General features: G+C 52.4%; 19 protein-coding genes. 14 read left to right on the forward strand and 5 right to left on the reverse strand.

Annotation, left to right across the window (positions count from 1 at the left end):
• The first annotated feature begins 29 nt into the window (after nucleotides 1-29).
• Nucleotides 30-929 (forward strand): AraC family transcriptional regulator, encoded by a 900-nt coding sequence (locus ABVN44_RS20535; protein WP_001078198.1) that lies wholly within the window; start codon nucleotides 30-32, stop codon nucleotides 927-929.
• 63 nt (nucleotides 930-992) lie between these two features.
• Here ABVN44_RS20535 and yghB read toward each other — a convergent pair whose 3' ends face one another.
• Complete coding sequence (gene yghB / locus ABVN44_RS20540) at nucleotides 993-1,652, reverse strand: DedA family general envelope maintenance protein YghB (RefSeq protein WP_000268444.1); 660 nt, start codon at nucleotides 1,650-1,652, stop codon at nucleotides 993-995.
• Nucleotides 1,653-1,791: 139 nt separating this feature from the next.
• On the reverse strand, nucleotides 1,792-2,979 hold the full coding sequence (metC, locus tag ABVN44_RS20545; protein WP_023232618.1) for a cystathionine beta-lyase: 1,188 nt from the start codon (nucleotides 2,977-2,979) through the stop codon (nucleotides 1,792-1,794).
• Nucleotides 2,980-3,230: 251 nt separating this feature from the next.
• Between metC and exbB the strand changes: the two genes are divergently transcribed.
• Both exbB and exbD read left to right on the forward strand, forming a co-directional pair.
• On the forward strand, nucleotides 3,231-3,965 hold the full coding sequence (gene exbB, locus ABVN44_RS20550; protein WP_000527859.1) for a tol-pal system-associated acyl-CoA thioesterase: 735 nt from the start codon (nucleotides 3,231-3,233) through the stop codon (nucleotides 3,963-3,965).
• A gap of 6 nt (nucleotides 3,966-3,971) precedes the next feature.
• Nucleotides 3,972-4,397, forward strand: a complete 426-nt coding sequence (gene exbD / locus ABVN44_RS20555; protein WP_023232619.1) for a TonB system transport protein ExbD — start codon at nucleotides 3,972-3,974, stop codon at nucleotides 4,395-4,397.
• Nucleotides 4,398-4,508: 111 nt separating this feature from the next.
• Here exbD and ABVN44_RS20560 read toward each other — a convergent pair whose 3' ends face one another.
• The 3 genes from ABVN44_RS20560 to ABVN44_RS20570 all read right to left on the reverse strand — a co-directional run bounded on the left by ABVN44_RS20560 (nucleotide 4,509) and on the right by ABVN44_RS20570 (nucleotide 6,318).
• Nucleotides 4,509-5,393 carry an SDR family oxidoreductase gene (locus tag ABVN44_RS20560; protein WP_000019032.1) on the reverse strand — a complete coding sequence of 295 codons (885 nt, stop codon included), beginning with the start codon at nucleotides 5,391-5,393 and terminating at the stop codon, nucleotides 4,509-4,511.
• Nucleotides 5,394-5,516: 123 nt separating this feature from the next.
• Nucleotides 5,517-5,921 (reverse strand): hypothetical protein, encoded by a 405-nt coding sequence (locus ABVN44_RS20565; protein ID WP_000665656.1) that lies wholly within the window; start codon nucleotides 5,919-5,921, stop codon nucleotides 5,517-5,519.
• A complete protein-coding gene (locus tag ABVN44_RS20570) occupies nucleotides 5,908-6,318 on the reverse strand; it encodes a hypothetical protein (protein ID WP_023232620.1) in 411 nt (136 codons plus the stop codon). The genes ABVN44_RS20565 and ABVN44_RS20570 overlap by 14 nt, the downstream gene beginning before the upstream one ends.
• Before the next feature lie 103 nt (nucleotides 6,319-6,421).
• On the opposite strand from ABVN44_RS20570, the gene ABVN44_RS20575 reads away from it, so the two are divergent.
• From ABVN44_RS20575 to hypA, 11 genes are all read left to right on the forward strand, one after another.
• Nucleotides 6,422-6,925 carry an ESA_00282 family adhesion-associated protein gene (locus tag ABVN44_RS20575; RefSeq protein WP_001534190.1) on the forward strand — a complete coding sequence of 168 codons (504 nt, stop codon included), beginning with the start codon at nucleotides 6,422-6,424 and terminating at the stop codon, nucleotides 6,923-6,925.
• A gap of 70 nt (nucleotides 6,926-6,995) precedes the next feature.
• Nucleotides 6,996-7,490, forward strand: coding sequence for a TIGR00645 family protein (locus tag ABVN44_RS20580; RefSeq protein WP_000439335.1), 495 nt, complete (start codon nucleotides 6,996-6,998; stop codon nucleotides 7,488-7,490).
• A gap of 306 nt (nucleotides 7,491-7,796) precedes the next feature.
• Nucleotides 7,797-9,440 (forward strand): methyl-accepting chemotaxis protein, encoded by a 1,644-nt coding sequence (locus ABVN44_RS20585; protein ID WP_023232622.1) that lies wholly within the window; start codon nucleotides 7,797-7,799, stop codon nucleotides 9,438-9,440.
• Between the two features lie 84 nt (nucleotides 9,441-9,524).
• The gene (locus tag ABVN44_RS20590) at nucleotides 9,525-9,812 is read left to right on the forward strand and encodes a DUF2623 family protein (RefSeq protein ID WP_001059119.1); all 288 of its coding nucleotides are present in this window, start codon (nucleotides 9,525-9,527) and stop codon (nucleotides 9,810-9,812) included.
• Nucleotides 9,813-10,001: 189 nt separating this feature from the next.
• Nucleotides 10,002-11,120, forward strand: coding sequence for a hydrogenase 2 small subunit (hybO, locus tag ABVN44_RS20595; protein ID WP_000145429.1), 1,119 nt, complete (start codon nucleotides 10,002-10,004; stop codon nucleotides 11,118-11,120).
• A gap of 2 nt (nucleotides 11,121-11,122) precedes the next feature.
• On the forward strand, nucleotides 11,123-12,109 hold the full coding sequence (gene hybA, locus ABVN44_RS20600; RefSeq protein WP_001081721.1) for a hydrogenase 2 operon protein HybA: 987 nt from the start codon (nucleotides 11,123-11,125) through the stop codon (nucleotides 12,107-12,109).
• Complete coding sequence (hybB, locus tag ABVN44_RS20605) at nucleotides 12,099-13,277, forward strand: Ni/Fe-hydrogenase cytochrome b subunit (protein ID WP_023232623.1); 1,179 nt, start codon at nucleotides 12,099-12,101, stop codon at nucleotides 13,275-13,277. The genes hybA and hybB overlap by 11 nt, the downstream gene beginning before the upstream one ends.
• Nucleotides 13,274-14,977, forward strand: a complete 1,704-nt coding sequence (gene hybC / locus ABVN44_RS20610) for a hydrogenase 2 large subunit (protein ID WP_000083044.1) — start codon at nucleotides 13,274-13,276, stop codon at nucleotides 14,975-14,977. Before hybB ends, hybC begins: the two co-directional genes overlap by 4 nt.
• A complete protein-coding gene (locus ABVN44_RS20615) occupies nucleotides 14,977-15,471 on the forward strand; it encodes a HyaD/HybD family hydrogenase maturation endopeptidase (protein WP_001221960.1) in 495 nt (164 codons plus the stop codon). The genes hybC and ABVN44_RS20615 overlap by 1 nt, the downstream gene beginning before the upstream one ends.
• A complete protein-coding gene (gene hybE, locus ABVN44_RS20620; RefSeq protein WP_000004951.1) occupies nucleotides 15,464-15,952 on the forward strand; it encodes a hydrogenase-2 assembly chaperone in 489 nt (162 codons plus the stop codon). The genes ABVN44_RS20615 and hybE overlap by 8 nt, the downstream gene beginning before the upstream one ends.
• Nucleotides 15,945-16,286 (forward strand): hydrogenase maturation nickel metallochaperone HypA, encoded by a 342-nt coding sequence (gene hypA / locus ABVN44_RS20625; protein ID WP_000544945.1) that lies wholly within the window; start codon nucleotides 15,945-15,947, stop codon nucleotides 16,284-16,286. The genes hybE and hypA overlap by 8 nt, the downstream gene beginning before the upstream one ends.
• Nucleotides 16,287-16,312 lie beyond the last annotated feature (26 nt).

The raw sequence follows: 16,312 nt of genomic DNA on the forward strand, positions 1-16,312 counted from the left end.
GAGTGGATTTGATGAAAAAATGGCGCGTTATGAATCGTGAAGCAATTTGCTTACAGTTGGCGGATAAAATTAATCATTTAAAAAATAATGATAAAATAATCAGCGAGCGGCTGGCGGGCATTCGTCTGTTGTATGGTGTTGAACCGGGGCCGCGCACGCCGGTCATGTATCAGCCTGGCATCATATTTCTCTTTTCCGGCCATAAAATTGGCTATATTAACAAGCGCAAGTTTCGTTATGACGCTAATGAATATCTCTTACTGACCGTGCCGCTCCCTTTTGAATGCGAGACCTGGGCAACGCCGGAGGTACCGCTGGCCGGTATTCGGCTCGACATTGATGTGCTGCAACTGCAAGAGTTGCTCATGGACATTGGCGAAGATGAGCGTTTCCAGTTGCCGATGGCGGCCAGTGGGATTAACTCCGCCACGCTGTCGGACGAGATTTTATGCGCGGTGGAAAGATTACTGGATGTGATGGAGCGCCCGCTGGATGCGCGGATTCTGGGAAAACAAATTATTCGCGAAATTCTTTATCATGTGCTGATGGGGCCGCGCGGCGGGGCGCTGCTTGCACTGGTTAGTCGCCAGACGCACTTTAGCCTGATCAGTCGCGTACTTAAACAGATCGAAATGAAATACACCGAGAACCTGAATGTTGAGCAACTGGCGGCAGAAGCGAACATGAGCGTGTCGGCGTTTCACCATAATTTTAAGGCGGTCACCAGCACCTCGCCGTTGCAGTATTTAAAAAGCTACCGACTGCATAAAGCGCGAATGATGATGATTCACGACGGTATGAAGGCCAGCGCCGCGGCGATGCGGGTCGGCTATGAGAGCGCATCGCAGTTTAGCCGGGAGTTTAAACGTTATTTTGGCGTTACGCCGGGCGAAGATGCGGCAAGAATGCGGACAATGCAAGGGAGCTAAGTGGGGCATCCCGCCACGGGTCAACGAAGCGTAACCGGGCCATCCTGGCCGATTATGGATACGTCAGGCGTTACAGTATTTCTTTTTAATCACCACGACCAGCGTACCTAACAGTCCGGCGACCAGTAGCGCGACGGGAAGGATCATTAAAAATGTCATTACCTGGTCTTCATGGCGCTTAACAAACGGGATCATACTGAGCGCGTAGCCGAAGCTGGTCACGACAGTCACCCACAGCAGGCCGCTTAACCAGTTAAAAAACTGAAACCGGCGGTTGGACAGGCCGGAAATACCCGCCATTGTTGGCAGCAGAGTGCGGACAAACGCCAGAAAGCGCCCGGCAAGCAACGCTAACAAACCGTGGCGGTCAAACATGCAGGTGGCGCGCTGATGATATTTTGCCGGAAGCTGCGCCAGCCAGCCTTTGACGGTACGCGTATTACCGAGCCAGCGTCCCTGGATATAACTTAGCCAGCAGCCGAGACTGGCCGCGGTGGTGAGAATGCCAATCGTCGGCAAAAAATGCATCACATCCTGGGCGATCAACGCGCCTGCCAGTAGCAGCAGACTATCGCCAGGTAAGAATGATGCTGGCAGCAGACCGTTTTCTAAAAATAGCGTGGCGAACATGACAAAGTAGACGACGCTAACAACGTGTGGATTCGCCAGCGCGGCAAAATCATGTTGCCAGAGCGCAGCGATAATATCTTGAATGACAGCCATGAACTTTCCTGTGGAACAGCATTTATGCTTTTATTCGCCTATTGTACTCCTGAATCGTCCGGGATGCCTTGATCCCGGACGCAACAAACGCAGACTTTTCCACGGAAATTGTCTGCATATATGTCCATCCCCGGCAACTTTACACAATTCTGGCGAAGCCGGCGGCTAAATCAGCGATCAAATCATCAACACTCTCTAAACCAATATGCACCCGAACCAGCGTACCGGTAAAATCTACGCCGCCTGCGGGACGAATCGCGGCGATCTGTTCCGGCTGATTAGCAATAATCAGCGATTCGTAGCCTCCCCAGGAGTAGGCCATACTGAACAGCGAAAAGTTATCCAGATAGGCTGATAATTCTGCCTCGGTCAGCTTTTTATTGAGCACAAAGGAGAACAGGCCGCTGCTGCCTGTAAAGTCTCGTTTCCAGAACGCATGACCTTTGCTACCCGGCAGGGCCGGATGATTAACGCGCGCGACCTGAGGATGGTTCGCCAGCCACGCGGCGATTTTGAGGCTGCTTTCTTGATGTTGGCGCAGTCGGACGCCGAGCGTGCGCAGCCCGCGGCTGGTCATATAAGCCGTGTCGGCGTCGAGCATTTGCCCCATCAGATAGGCGTTTTCCCGCAATTGTTCCCAGCAGCGCGCATTTGCAACGGCAGTCCCGACCATCGCATCAGAATGACCAATCAGATATTTAGTGCCCGCCTGGATAGAGATATCAATATCGAACTCCAGAGCTTTGAACAGAACGCCAGCCGCCCAGGTATTATCAATCATGATGACGGCTTCTGGCACGACGCGTCTGACCGCACTGACAATGGTCGGAATATCATGTACTTCCATGGTAATAGAACCGGGGGATTCCAGAAAAACGACTTTCGTGTTCGGCTGAATATGTTGCGTGATATCAGCGCCGATGAGCGGGTCGAACCAGCTTGTCGTCACGCCCAGTTTGCCGAGAATTTTGCTGCAGAAATCCTGGCTGGGTTCATAGGCTGTGTTGGTCATCAGGATGTGGTCGCCCTGCTCAACGAATGCCAGAATGGTGTTGGCGACCGCCGCCGCGCCGCACGGGAAGAGCGCGCATCCGGCGCCGCCTTCCAGTTCACACATGGCTTCCTGGAGCGAAAAGTGGGTCAGCGTTCCCCGGCGTCCGTAAAATAATTCGCCGTTGGCGCGATTGCGGGTAGCGTGTTTTTTGGCCTCGACGGTGTCAAACACCAGTGAAGAAGCGCGTTGAATCACACTATTCACTGAGCCAAGCGTGTATTTTTTGCTGCGTCCTGCGTTTACCAGTTTGGTATCCAACTGTTTATCCGTCATGTTGCGTTTCCTGATTTTAACCGTCTGGATGTCTAAACTAGCATGAATATAACCATCTGCACCCTGGCGACGTGTGATACAGATGAAAATTTTGCCAAAATAAAAACAGGTGGCTTTTTTAATGCGTAAGCGCAAAGAAAAAGCAGTAAAGGTGCGGCAGTATGTAAATAGTAATGAGAACGACTATCAATTCGACGTTGTTTTGATATTATTATGCTCAGATTTTGTGATTTGCGTCCTGGAGATACAGAGTGGGTAATAATTTGATGCAGACGGATCTTTCCGTCTGGGGCATGTATCAGCACGCCGATATTGTCGTGAAGTGCGTGATGATTGGTTTGATTCTGGCGTCAGTCGTCACCTGGGCTATCTTCTTCAGTAAAAGCGTTGAATTTTTCACGCAAAAGCGCCGCTTAAAGCGCGAACAATTGCAATTAGCCGATGCGCGCTCCTTAGATCAGGCTTCCGACATTGCGGCAGGTTTCAGCGCAAAAAGCCTCAGCGCACAACTCATCAATGAAGCGCAGAATGAACTGGAACTCTCTCAGGGCAGCGAAGATAACGAAGGGATTAAAGAACGTACCGGCTTCCGTCTGGAACGTCGCGTCGCGGCAGTTGGCCGCTACATGGGACGAGGCAACGGTTATCTGGCGACGATCGGCGCCATTTCCCCCTTCGTCGGGTTGTTTGGCACCGTATGGGGCATTATGAATAGCTTCATCGGTATTGCGCAAACGCAGACCACCAACCTGGCGGTGGTTGCTCCTGGGATTGCGGAAGCGCTGCTGGCGACGGCGATTGGGCTGGTAGCCGCGATCCCGGCGGTCGTCATTTACAACATCTTCGCACGTCAGATAGGCAGTTATAAAGCAACGCTGGGCGACGTGGCGGCGCAGGTATTGCTGCTGCAAAGCCGCGATCTTGATCTGAATGCGAGCGCCAGTGCGCAGCCGGTACGCGCCGCGCAGAAATTACGGGTAGGGTAATGCGTCATGGCAATGCGTCTTAACGAGAACCTGGATGACAACGGCGAAATGCATGAAATCAACGTGACGCCGTTTATCGATGTCATGTTGGTTCTGCTGATTATCTTTATGGTGGCTGCGCCGCTGGCGACGGTGGACGTCAAGGTGAATCTGCCAGCTTCTACCAGTACGCCACAGCCGCGTCCGGAAAAACCGGTTTATCTGTCGGTGAAAGCGGATAACACCGTGTTTATCGGTAACGATCCGGTGACGGATGATACGATGATTGCCGAGCTAACGGCCCTGACGGAAGGGAAAAAGGATACTACGATTTTCTTCCGCGCGGATAAAACCGTAGAGTATGAAACCCTGATGAAAGTGATGGATATGCTGCATCAGGCGGGCTATCTCAAGATTGGTCTGGTCGGCGAAGAGACCGCGAAAGCGAAATAAGTATTTTGCTGATGCTGTAGGCCGGGTAAGGCGAAGTCGCCACCCGGCTTTTTTATTGCATAAGATGGCGCCTTGCTTAACAGAAGTGCGCCATCGTAATCGACTTCATCGTTAGCCTAAATGTTCCCCGCCGCACACGCCGTGCACTTCTGCGGTAACGTAACTGGATTCCTGGCTTGCCAGATAGACATACACCGGCGCCAGCTCTGCCGGTTGGCCGGCCCGCTTCATTGGCGTCTGCTGACCAAACTGCGGAATTTTATCCTGGGTTTGACCGCCGGAAATTTGCAGCGCTGTCCAGATAGGACCAGGCGCGACAATATTCACACGGATTCCTTTTTCCGCCACCTGTTTCGCCAGGCCACGGCTGTAATTGAGGATTGCCGCCTTGGTTGCCGCATAATCCAGCAGGTGCGGACTGGGCTGATACGCCTGGATAGACGACGTCGTGATAATACTGGCGCCTTTTGGCAGCAGCGGAATCGCTTCCTGGGTTATCCAGAACAGGGCAAAAACGTTAACGGCGAAGGTTTGCTGAAATTGCTCGCTGGTCAGATCTTTTATCTCCGGGATTGCCGTCTGTTTACCGGCCACCAGCGCCAGAATGTCCAGACCGCCCAGCGCTTCACGCGCCTTATGGACCAGCGAACGGGCGAAAGATTCGTCGCTAAGATCGCCTGGCAATAACACCGCTTTACGGCCGCACTCCTCAATCAGCGCTTTAACCTGCTGGGCGTCCTCTTCTTCCGCTGGCAGATAGTTGATCGCGACATCTGCGCCTTCACGCGCGTAAGCGATAGCGGCAGCGCGCCCAATCCCGGAGTCGCCCCCTGTCACCAGCGCCTTACGATCTTTAAGGCGACCACTGCCGACATAACTTTTTTCACCACAGTCAGGAACAGGCGTCATTTTCGCCTGGACGCCGGGCGCCGGCTGTTTTTGCTTAGGATACTCGCCGGTGTAATACTGCGTGGTAGGGTCGTATAGATGAGACATTGAGCTTCTCCCTTCAGGTTGAACACCCTTTAAGCGTAGACACTTTTACTACCGTAAGAGGGAGAATCAGAACGATCCTTATGCTTCGCCCGTATTCACAACAGAGTTAACTAGCCATGAAGGTTATTTTTCTTGCCGTGCGACGGTGGTGACGTTGCGCGTCCGGTAGTCGCCATCGGAAAGCTTACGCATCAGACGTAAGGTTGCCGTCTCGCGAGCCAGCAGATGCTGCCAGTCACTTTCAAGACGAGACATAATTTTGTCTCGTAATTCAGGATGCTGCTCGATAATGGCATTGATGGTCGCGCCATAAATCTCCTCTTTGACCTGTAACGCATACATCTCCCGTCGGTTTTGCCACTTCAGGCGCACTAACGCCGCCGGTATGGATACCACCTCCTGCGTTACCTTTTCCAGGGTGGCATTTTTACTGGCGATTAGCGCTGCAAGATTTTGCTTTAAGATAAATTCATCACTTTTATGGTTGTCTAAAGCCAAATAAACGTTATTGTCTTCAACTTCTTTCATCTTTATCTTCCAGTGAATAAAATAGCGGCATATTGGTTTCGCGAGTGATTAAATTAAGCCAAATGGCATTGCCTTTTTCATTTATCATTGCGGTTTTATCCGCCAGTATTTTACTTAGCGTTTGGGCATCAATATCGCCTTCTGACTGTAGTGCGTTTATCAGGCGGGCAAACGTTTCAATTTTAGCCACACAATACAGACGTTCTTTAATATGACGGTCGCGTTCTTCAAATAATACGTTTCTGTGTTGCCCGGCAGCGTTAGCGCTAATTAAAATATCGGGCTCGAAATCGCTGAGTTTTGTCTTTCCCTTAGGCAAATTTTTACTGTTTTCTGTGGCTTCAGGGGGCGGCGATGACAGGCGAAAATGAGAGGAAACCAGATGCTCAGGAAGCATGACTAAATATCCTTTACGATCAGTGGTATACTATTTTTAATAGTGTAGGTTTCGTTGACAATAACATGGCGTAATTTTAAAATCAAAAAAAATGGAGCCTGCTATGAACAGTATTTTTTATTCTGTTATTATATTGCTATTACTGACCGGCGCGATACTCTTCCTGATGTGGGAGGTTAATAAAAAACGTCCTGGTGGAAAAGTCGTAAATTTAAATCAAACTGAACCCATGACAAAGGAAGAGGGCGAAGATCATTTCTCAGTATTAATGAATTCGATAACGCCGGTATGGTACTGGCGCGTTAACCATGAATATATCGATTTCCTTCATGCAACGATAAAACGAATGACAATGACTGAGTTGAATGAAACGCCTGGATTATTTGACGCACAGCGTCGTTGCAGCGACCTTAACTCTGCCGTTTATAAGTATTACGACAATATAAAGAAGCGTTGTCTGAACGGAGAAAAGGTGCCGTATTCGGATTTGGACGTCCTTAATTTACGCCAGTGTTTTCGTGAGTTCAGTCTTGAAGCCTACCCGGCGTTGGTCGCGCTGGTATGGCCGGAATATCAGCGACCACAGGTTAAACCGGATGAGATTTAACTGACATGTTGATCTGATGTTGCATGGTTGAGATATACTGTTGCTGGTTTTAGTTACCTGACAGGTCCCTATGGAACGCTTTCTTGAAAATGTAATGTATGCGTCTCGCTGGCTGCTCGCGCCGGTGTATTTTGGCCTCTCTTTGGCGCTGATCGCTTTAGCGCTAAAATTTTTCCAGGAAATTCTACACGTTCTGCCGAACGTTTTTGCCCTGGCGGAGGCCGATCTGATTCTGGTGCTGTTATCGCTGGTTGATATGACGCTGGTTGGCGGATTGCTGGTAATGGTCATGTTCTCCGGGTATGAAAACTTTGTCTCTCAGCTGGATATCTCTGCGGGCAAGGAGAAGCTGAACTGGCTGGGGAAAATGGATGCGACGTCGCTAAAAAATAAGGTGGCGGCATCGATAGTCGCTATCTCTTCCATTCACCTGTTACGCGTGTTTATGGATGCGAAAAACGTCCCGGATAACAAATTAATGTGGTATGTCATCATCCATCTGACCTTTGTCCTGTCGGCGTTCGTGATGGGCTATCTGGACAGATTGACGCGGCATAACCATTGAGCCGCCGTCAACGGCGGGGCAGTCGGGCAAAGGACGCTGAGCCCGGCTGTAAAACAGCGCTTCTTTAACGGCGGATAACCGCCTCCCTGCAGCCTTACGCAATATTTTTACTACATCTATTCATTTACTCAGTAATAAGACTAAAAGATTTTCTCTGCGTTCACAGATATATAACATCTGCGGGTACGTAAACGGCGATAACTGTAAAAAAATGGAGAATGCATTATATATTCTCCGCGCCTTGCCGATAACGAGAGTGCGTCATCGTCTGATGACTAATCTCTTATATTCAGCAAGGAAATTCATATGCGTTTGCTGCAAAACTTTACTATTCGTATGGTCATGCTGACGATACTGGGACTTTTTTGTCTACTCTGGTCGGGGGTGGGGTTATACAGCGTCCATGCTTTATCCGAAGTTTCGGAAGGAAATGATATTGACCGGCATCTTGTGCGGCAAATGACGGTGCTAAGCCAGGGTAACGATCAATATTTCCGCTTTGTTACCCGCCTTAGCCGCGCGATGGATGTAAAAATCGGCGGCGGCACGCCCGATTTTGCGCCCGCCCGGCAGTCGCTCGAGAATATGCGTCAGAAGCTGGAGGAGATGAAAGCGCTATCGCCAGGGCCGATGAACCCTGATATCTCAAGGGAGGTCTTGTCCAACTGGCAGGCCTTGCTGGAGAAAGGCGTCGTTCCTCAAATGCAACTGGCGCAGCAAGGATCGCTAACCGCCTGGAGCGAACATGCCAGTACGGTCACGCCCGCACTCAGTCGCGCGTTCGGCGCCAGCGCGGAACGGTTTAGTCATGAAGCTGGCGCCATGCTGGATAACACACGTGTGATGGTCGATGGTAAAACCTATACCATCCGCATCCTGCTTATCACGGCGGTGATTCTGGGCATTGCCATCCTGATTTTTACCGATCGCTATCTGGTTACAATGATGGTGAAACCGCTGGAGCGCATCCGCCAGCAATTTCAGCGCATCGCGCAGGGCGATCTTAGCCAGCCGATTGAAGCGTTGGGGCGTAACTGCGTAGGCCGGTTGGTGCCGCTACTGCGCGCGATGCAGGACAGTTTACGCGAAGCCGTGAGTACGATCCGCGCCGGAAGCGACAATATCTGGCGCGGCGCGACGGAAATTTCTACCGGTAATAACGATCTCTCTTCCCGAACGGAAGAACAGGCCGCTGCGCTGGAAGAGACGGCCGCCAGCATGGAACAGCTTACCGCAACGGTGAAAATGAACGCCGAACACGCTCGCCAGGCGAGTCAGCTTGCGGATGCCGCCTCGCTAACGGCAGGAAAAGGCGGTGAACTGGTTTCCGATGTGGTAGAAACAATGAACGGTATTTCCGCCAGTTCGCAGCAGATCGCCGAAATTACTACCGTGATTAATAGTATTGCTTTCCAGACCAATATTCTGGCCTTGAACGCAGCGGTAGAAGCGGCCAGAGCGGGCGAGCAGGGACGCGGCTTCGCGGTGGTCGCCGGTGAGGTACGTAACCTGGCCAGCCGCAGCGCGGGGGCGGCGAAAGAAATTGAAGCTTTAATTGGCGAATCGGTACGTCGCGTAGCGCAGGGCGCGCAGTTGGTCCAGGAGACCGGCGCGACGATGGACGCCATCCTGCGCGGCGTCACGGAAGTGACGACGATTATGAAACAGATCGCGTCCGCCTCCGAAGAACAGAGTAAAGGTATTTCTCAGGTTGGCGTGGCGATCACGCAAATGGATAGCGTTACGCAACAAAACGCCGCGCTGGTTGAGCAGGTTTCCGCGGCGGCGGCGGCGCTGGAACGGCAGACGGAGGATTTGCAACGCTCCGTACAGCAGTTCCGGCTTTCCGCTAGTGAGCCGCAACAACGCGTAACGGCGAAAGCGGCGCCTGGCGTTCAGAGAATGGCGTCGACTCCCGCACAGTCTACTGATGAATGGGTTTCCTTCTGATGTGAAGCAAAAAAGCGCGTAATGCGCTGGCCTTCATTTAACTAGTCGCTATATAATTTATTATATAGCGACTAAGGAGGTCAGATGAATAATCATTTTGGGAAAGGGTTAATGGCTGGGTTGCACGCGCCATATGCATATAGCGCGCATCATGCGGTGAATTTCTGTTCTGAGTATAAACGTGGCTTTGTATTGGGTTTTACACACCGTATGTTCGAAAAGACCGGCGATCGTCAACTTAGCGCGTGGGAGGCCGGAATTCTGACGCGTCGCTATGGTCTGGATAAAGAAATGGTGATGGATTTCTTTAAAGAGAATCATTCCGGGATGGCGGTTCGCTTCTTTATGGCCGGTTATCGACTCGAAGGTTGATCCAACAGGGGTATTATCTTGCTTTAATTAATTACACTATCGCCTCTTCCCTTCGTTTTACTGTTCCGTCGAAGTATTATGGCGCACATAACCATAAAAAAAGTGTGGTAAATGGCGTACCGATCGCAATAACTTCTTCGCGAACAGTGCAAAATAAAAGCCAGGTCTTCGTAACGGAATAACTATAAAATGACTGGAGATAATACTCTCATCACTTCTCACGGCATTAACCGTCGTGATTTCATGAAGCTTTGTGCAGCACTGGCCGCTACTATGGGGCTCAGTAGCAAAGCCGCCGCAGAAATGGCTGAATCGGTATCCAATCCACAGCGTCCGCCCGTTATCTGGATTGGCGCTCAGGAGTGTACCGGTTGTACCGAATCACTGCTTCGTGCTACACACCCAACCGTTGAAAACCTCGTTCTGGAGACCATCTCTCTGGAATACCACGAGGTGCTTTCCGCCGCATTCGGTCACCAGGTCGAAGAAAACAAACATAACGCTCTGGAGAAGTATAAAGGGCAATATGTTCTGGTGGTGGATGGTTCTATCCCACTAAAAGATAACGGTATCTACTGCATGGTTGCCGGCGAGCCGATCGTGGATCACATCCGCAAAGCCGCCGACGGCGCAGCCGCGATTATCGCTATCGGTTCCTGCTCGGCATGGGGTGGCGTTGCTGCGGCTGGCGTAAACCCAACCGGCGCTGTCAGTCTGCAGGAAGTCTTACCGGGCAAAACGGTTATCAATATTCCAGGTTGTCCGCCAAACCCGCATAACTTCCTGGCGACCGTCGCGCATATCATCACTTACGGCACGCCGCCGAAGCTGGATGCGAAAAATCGTCCAACCTTTGCCTATGGCCGTCTGATTCATGAGCATTGCGAACGTCGTCCACACTTCGACGCAGGCCGTTTTGCCAAAGAATTTGGCGACGAAGGCCACCGTCAGGGCTGGTGTCTCTACCATCTTGGCTGTAAAGGGCCGGAAACCTGGGGCAACTGTTCTACGTTACAGTTCTGTGACGTTGGCGGCGTCTGGCCAGTGGCGATCGGTCATCCTTGCTATGGCTGTAACGAAGAAGGTATCGGCTTCCATAAGGGCATTCACCAGCTTGCTCATGTCGAAAACCAAACTCCGCGTTCAGAGAAACCTGACGTCAATATGAAAGAAGGCGGCAATATCTCTGCGGGCGCTGTCGGTCTGCTTGGCGGCGTAGTCGGTCTGGTTGCCGGCGTCAGCGTGATGGCGGTACGTGAACTGGGGCGTCAGCAGAAGAAAGATAACGCTGACTCACGGGGAGAATAACCGTGAACAGACGTGACTTTATTAAAGCAGCCTCCGGTGGAGCATTGCTGTTGGGCGCCGCGCCGTCTGTCAGCCATGCGGCTGCAGAAAACCGTCCGCCGATTCCAGGTTCGCTGGGCATGCTGTATGACTCCACTCTGTGCGTGGGCTGTCAGGCCTGCGTCACAAAGTGTCAGGATATCAACTTCCCGGCGCGTAACCCGGAAGGGGAGCAGACCTGGTCGAACAACGACAAGCTGTCGCCGTATACCAATAACATTATTCAGGTATGGCGTAGCGGTACGGGCGTGAACAAAGATCAGGAAGAGAACGGCTATGCCTACATCAAGAAACAGTGTATGCACTGCGTCGATCCTAACTGCGTTTCCGTTTGCCCGGTGTCGGCGCTGAAAAAAGATCCGAAAACCGGCATCGTCCACTATGACAAAGATGTCTGCACCGGCTGCCGTTACTGTATGGTCGCCTGTCCGTACAACGTACCTAAGTACGACTACAACAACCCGTTTGGCGCGCTTCACAAATGTGAGCTGTGTAACCAGAAAGGCGTTGAGCGTCTGGATAAAGGCGGTTTGCCTGGGTGTGTGGAAGTTTGTCCGGCAGGGGCCGTCATTTTCGGTACTCGTGAAGAGCTGATGGCGGAAGCGAAAAAACGTCTGGCCCTCAAACCAGGCAGTGAATATCACTATCCGCGCCAGACGTTGAAAACGGACGACACCTATCTGCATACGGTGCCTAAATACTACCCACACCTCTACGGTGAAAAAGAGGGCGGTGGTACTCAGGTGCTGGTGCTGACAGGCGTTCCTTATGAAGATCTGGATCTGCCGAAGCTGGATGACCTTTCAACCGGAGCGCGCTCCGAGCATGTTCAACACACGCTTTATAAAGGCATGATACTACCCCTGGCTGCGCTGGCGGGCTTAACCGTGCTGGTTCGTCGTAATAGCAAAAACGACCATCACGATGGAGGAGACGATCATGAGTCATGATCCAAAACCGCTGGGCGGAAAAATCATCAGTAAACCGGTCATTATTTTTGGACCGTTAATCGTCCTGTGTATGCTCCTTATCGTGAAGCGTCTGGTCTTCGGGTTGGGCTCCGTTTCCGACCTGAACGGCGGTTTCCCGTGGGGCGTCTGGATTGCCTTTGACCTGTTGATCGGCACCGGCTTTGCCTGCGGCGGTTGGGCGTTGGCATGGGCGGTGTATGTCTTTAACCGTGGGCAATACCATCCGTTGGTGCGCCCGGCGTTGCTGGCAAGCTTGTTTGGTTACTCGCTGGGCGGCCTGTCGATCACTATCGACGTCGGTCGTTACTGGAACCTGCCGTACTTCTACATTCCAGGTCACTTCAACGTGAACTCGGTACTGTTTGAGACGGCGGTCTGTATGACCATCTACATCGGCGTGATGGCGCTGGAGTTTGCGCCTGCCCTGTTTGAACGTCTGGGCTGGAAAGTGTCGCTCAAGCGTCTGAATAAGGTGATGTTCTTTATTATCGCGCTGGGCGCGCTGCTGCCGACGATGCACCAGTCCTCAATGGGGTCATTGATGATCTCGGCGGGCTATAAAGTGCATCCGCTATGGCAAAGCTATGAAATGCTGCCGCTGTTCTCGGTTCTGACCGCGTTTATCATGGGCTTCTCTATTGTCATATTTGAGGGTTCGCTGGTTCAGGCTGGCCTGAAAGGAAGCGGTCCGGATGAGAAAAATTTGTTTGTTAAGCTGACGAATACCATCAGCGTGCTGCTGGCGATTTTCGTCGTCCTGCGCTTTGGCGAACTGATTTATCGCGACAAGCTGTCCTATGCGTTTGCCGGCGATTTTTACTCCGCTATGTTCTGGATTGAAGTCGTCCTGATGGTCTTCCCGTTAGTGGTGCTGCGTGTGGCGAAACTGCGTAATGACTCTCGTATGCTGTACCTGTCGGCGCTGAGCGCGCTGTTGGGCTGCGCGACGTGGCGTCTGACCTATTCGCTGGTGGCATTCAACCCGGGTGGCGGCTACCACTACTTCCCAACCTGGGAAGAGCTGTTGATTTCTATTGGTTTTGTGGCTATTGAGATTTGTGCATACATCGTACTCATTCGTCTACTGCCGATACTTCCTCCTTTAAAACAAAACGATCATAATCGTCATGAGGCGAGCAAAGCATGAGCCAGAGAATTACTATTGATCCGGTAACCCGTATTGAGGGTCATTTACGCATTGACTGCGAAATTGAGAACGGCGTCGTATCCAAAGCATGGGCGTCCGGCACCATGTGGCGCGGTATGGAAGAGATTGTGAAGAACCGCGATCCGCGCGATGCGTGGATGATTGTGCAGCGTATTTGCGGCGTTTGTACGACAACTCACGCGATCTCCTCCGTTCGTGCGGCAGAAAGCGCGCTGAATATTGATGTTCCCGTCAACGCGCAGTATATCCGTAATATTATTCTGGCGGCGCATACCACCCATGACCACATTGTCCATTTCTACCAGCTCTCTGCGCTGGACTGGGTGGACATTACCTCTGCGCTGAAAGCCGATCCGGAAAAAGCCTCCGCGATGCTGGATGGTGTGTCGAGCTGGCACCTGAACAGCGCGCAAGAGTTCACGAAAGTTCAGAACAAGATCAAGGATCTTGTCGCCAGCGGTCAGTTAGGTATTTTCGCCAACGGCTACTGGGGGCACCCGGCAATGCAGTTACCGCCGGAGGTCAACCTGATTGCGGTCGCCCACTATCTGCAGGCGCTGGAATGTCAGCGTGACGCTAACCGCGTGGTGGCGTTGCTGGGCGGTAAATCGCCGCATATCCAGAACCTGGCGGTCGGTGGGGTGGCGAACCCGATCAATCTCGACAGCATCGGTACGTTGAACCTTGAACGCCTGATGTACATCAAATCGTTTATCGATAAGCTGAGCGATTTTGTCGAGCAGGTGTATAAAGTGGATACCGCAGTCATCGCGGCCTACTATCCGGAATGGCTGGAGCGCGGCAAAGGCGCGGTGAACTACCTGAGCGCGCCGGAATTCCCGACCGACGGTAAAAACGGCAGTTTCCTGTTCCCGGGCGGTTACATTACCAATGCCGATCTGTCGACATACCGTCCGATCACCTCTCACTCCGACGAATTCCTGATTAAAGGTATTCAGGAGAGCGCGAAGCACGCCTGGTATAAAGATGAAGCGCCGCAGGCGCCGTGGGAAGGCACCACGATCCCGGCTTACGACGGTTGGTCGGATGACGGTAAATACTCATGGGTCAAGTCGCCGACATTCTACGGCAAAACCGTCGAAGTCGGGCCGCTGGCGAACATGCTGTGTAAACTGGCTGCAGGTCGTGAATCCACGCAGACCAAGCTCAATGAAATCATTGCGCTTTATCAGAAGCTGACCGGCAAAACGCTGGAAATGGCGCAACTTCACTCTACGCTGGGTCGTATCATCGGGCGTACCGTTCACTGTTGTGAACTGCAAAACATATTGCAGGATCAATACAACGCGCTGATTGTAAATATCGGCAAAGGCGATTACACCACGTTTGTGAAGCCGAACATTCCGGCGACGGGCGAGTTCAAAGGCGTGGGCTTCCTGGAGGCGCCGCGCGGTATGCTGTCTCACTGGATGGTGATTAAAGACGGTATTATCAGTAACTATCAGGCGGTGGTGCCATCGACCTGGAACTCAGGTCCGCGTAACTTCAACGATGACGTGGGGCCGTACGAACAGTCGCTGGTCGGTACGCCGATCGCCGATCCGGCGAAGCCGCTGGAAGTGGTACGTACCATCCACTCCTTCGACCCTTGCATGGCGTGCGCGGTACACGTGGTGGACGCCGATGGCAATGAAGTGGTCTCGGTGAAGGTTTTGTAATGCGGATATTAGTCTTAGGGGTCGGCAATATTTTGCTGACCGATGAAGCCATCGGGGTGCGTATTGTTGAAGCGTTAGAGCAACGATACACCCTGCCGGATTTCGTTGAGATTCTGGATGGTGGTACGGCGGGAATGGAACTTCTTGGCGATATGGCGAATCGGGATCATTTGATCATTGCCGACGCCATCGTGTCGAAAAAGAACGCGCCGGGAACCATTATGGTACTGCGCGACGATGAAGTTCCGGCGTTGTTCACCAACAAAATCTCCCCCCATCAGCTTGGACTGGCCGACGTATTGTCGGCCCTCCGCTTTACCGGCGAGTTTCCGAAGAAACTGACCCTGGTCGGCGTTATTCCACAGTCGCTGGAACCGCACATCGGCTTAACGCCAACCGTAGAAGCGATGATTGAACCTGCGCTTGAGCAGGTTCTTGCTGCGCTGCGTGAGTCCGGCGTCGAAGCAATTCCTAAGGAGACGGCGCATGTCTGAAACGTTTTCCGGATTCGACACGGCGCCCGTCGCCCGGGTTCAGGCGGCATTTGAAGAGATAGCCCATCGTTCGATGCACGATCTTTCGTTTCTGCATCCGACTATGCCTGTGCATGTCTCTGATTTTACGTTGTTTGAAGGACAATGGACGGGCACGGTAATTACGCCGTGGATGTTAAGCGCATTAATCTTCCCTGGCCCGGACCAGATCTGGCCCGGGCGTACCGTCGGTGAAAAACTCGGTCTGCAACTGCCTTATGGCACGATGACCTTTACCGTTGGCGAACTGGAAGGCGTTTCGCAATATCTTGCCTGCTCGTTGATGTCGCCGCTTTCCCGTAGCCTGTCGCCGGAAGAGGGCGTCCGGCTGGCGGATGACTGCGCGCGGATGCTGTTATCCCTGCCGGTAAGCAATCCTGATGCGCCGCAGACAAGCCGGCGTGCGTTGCTGTTTGGCCGTCGGAGCTGTGAGAATGCATGAGCTGTCTCTTTGCCAAAGCGCCGTTGAAATTATTCAGCAGCAGGCAGAACAGCACGGCGTGGCGCGCGTCACCGGCGTATGGCTGGAGATAGGCGCGCTTTCGTGCGTTGAAGAGCGCGCGGTTCGTTTCAGCTTTGACATCGCCTGCCAGGGGACTTTAGCGCAAGGGTGCGAATTGCACATCGACTACAGACCGGCCCAGGCCTGGTGCTGGGATTGCAGTCAGGTGGTGGAAATTCTCAGGCATGACGCGCAATGTCCGCATTGTCATGGCGATCGCCTGCGGGTGGATACCGGCGATTCGTTGAAAGTAAAAAGTATTGAGGTCGAATAACCCGCATTTTATTTCAGGTGGTTAAT

It is taken from the genome of Salmonella sp. SJTUF15570 (assembly GCF_043357055.1).
GTDB lineage: Bacteria > Pseudomonadota > Gammaproteobacteria > Enterobacterales > Enterobacteriaceae > Salmonella > Salmonella enterica.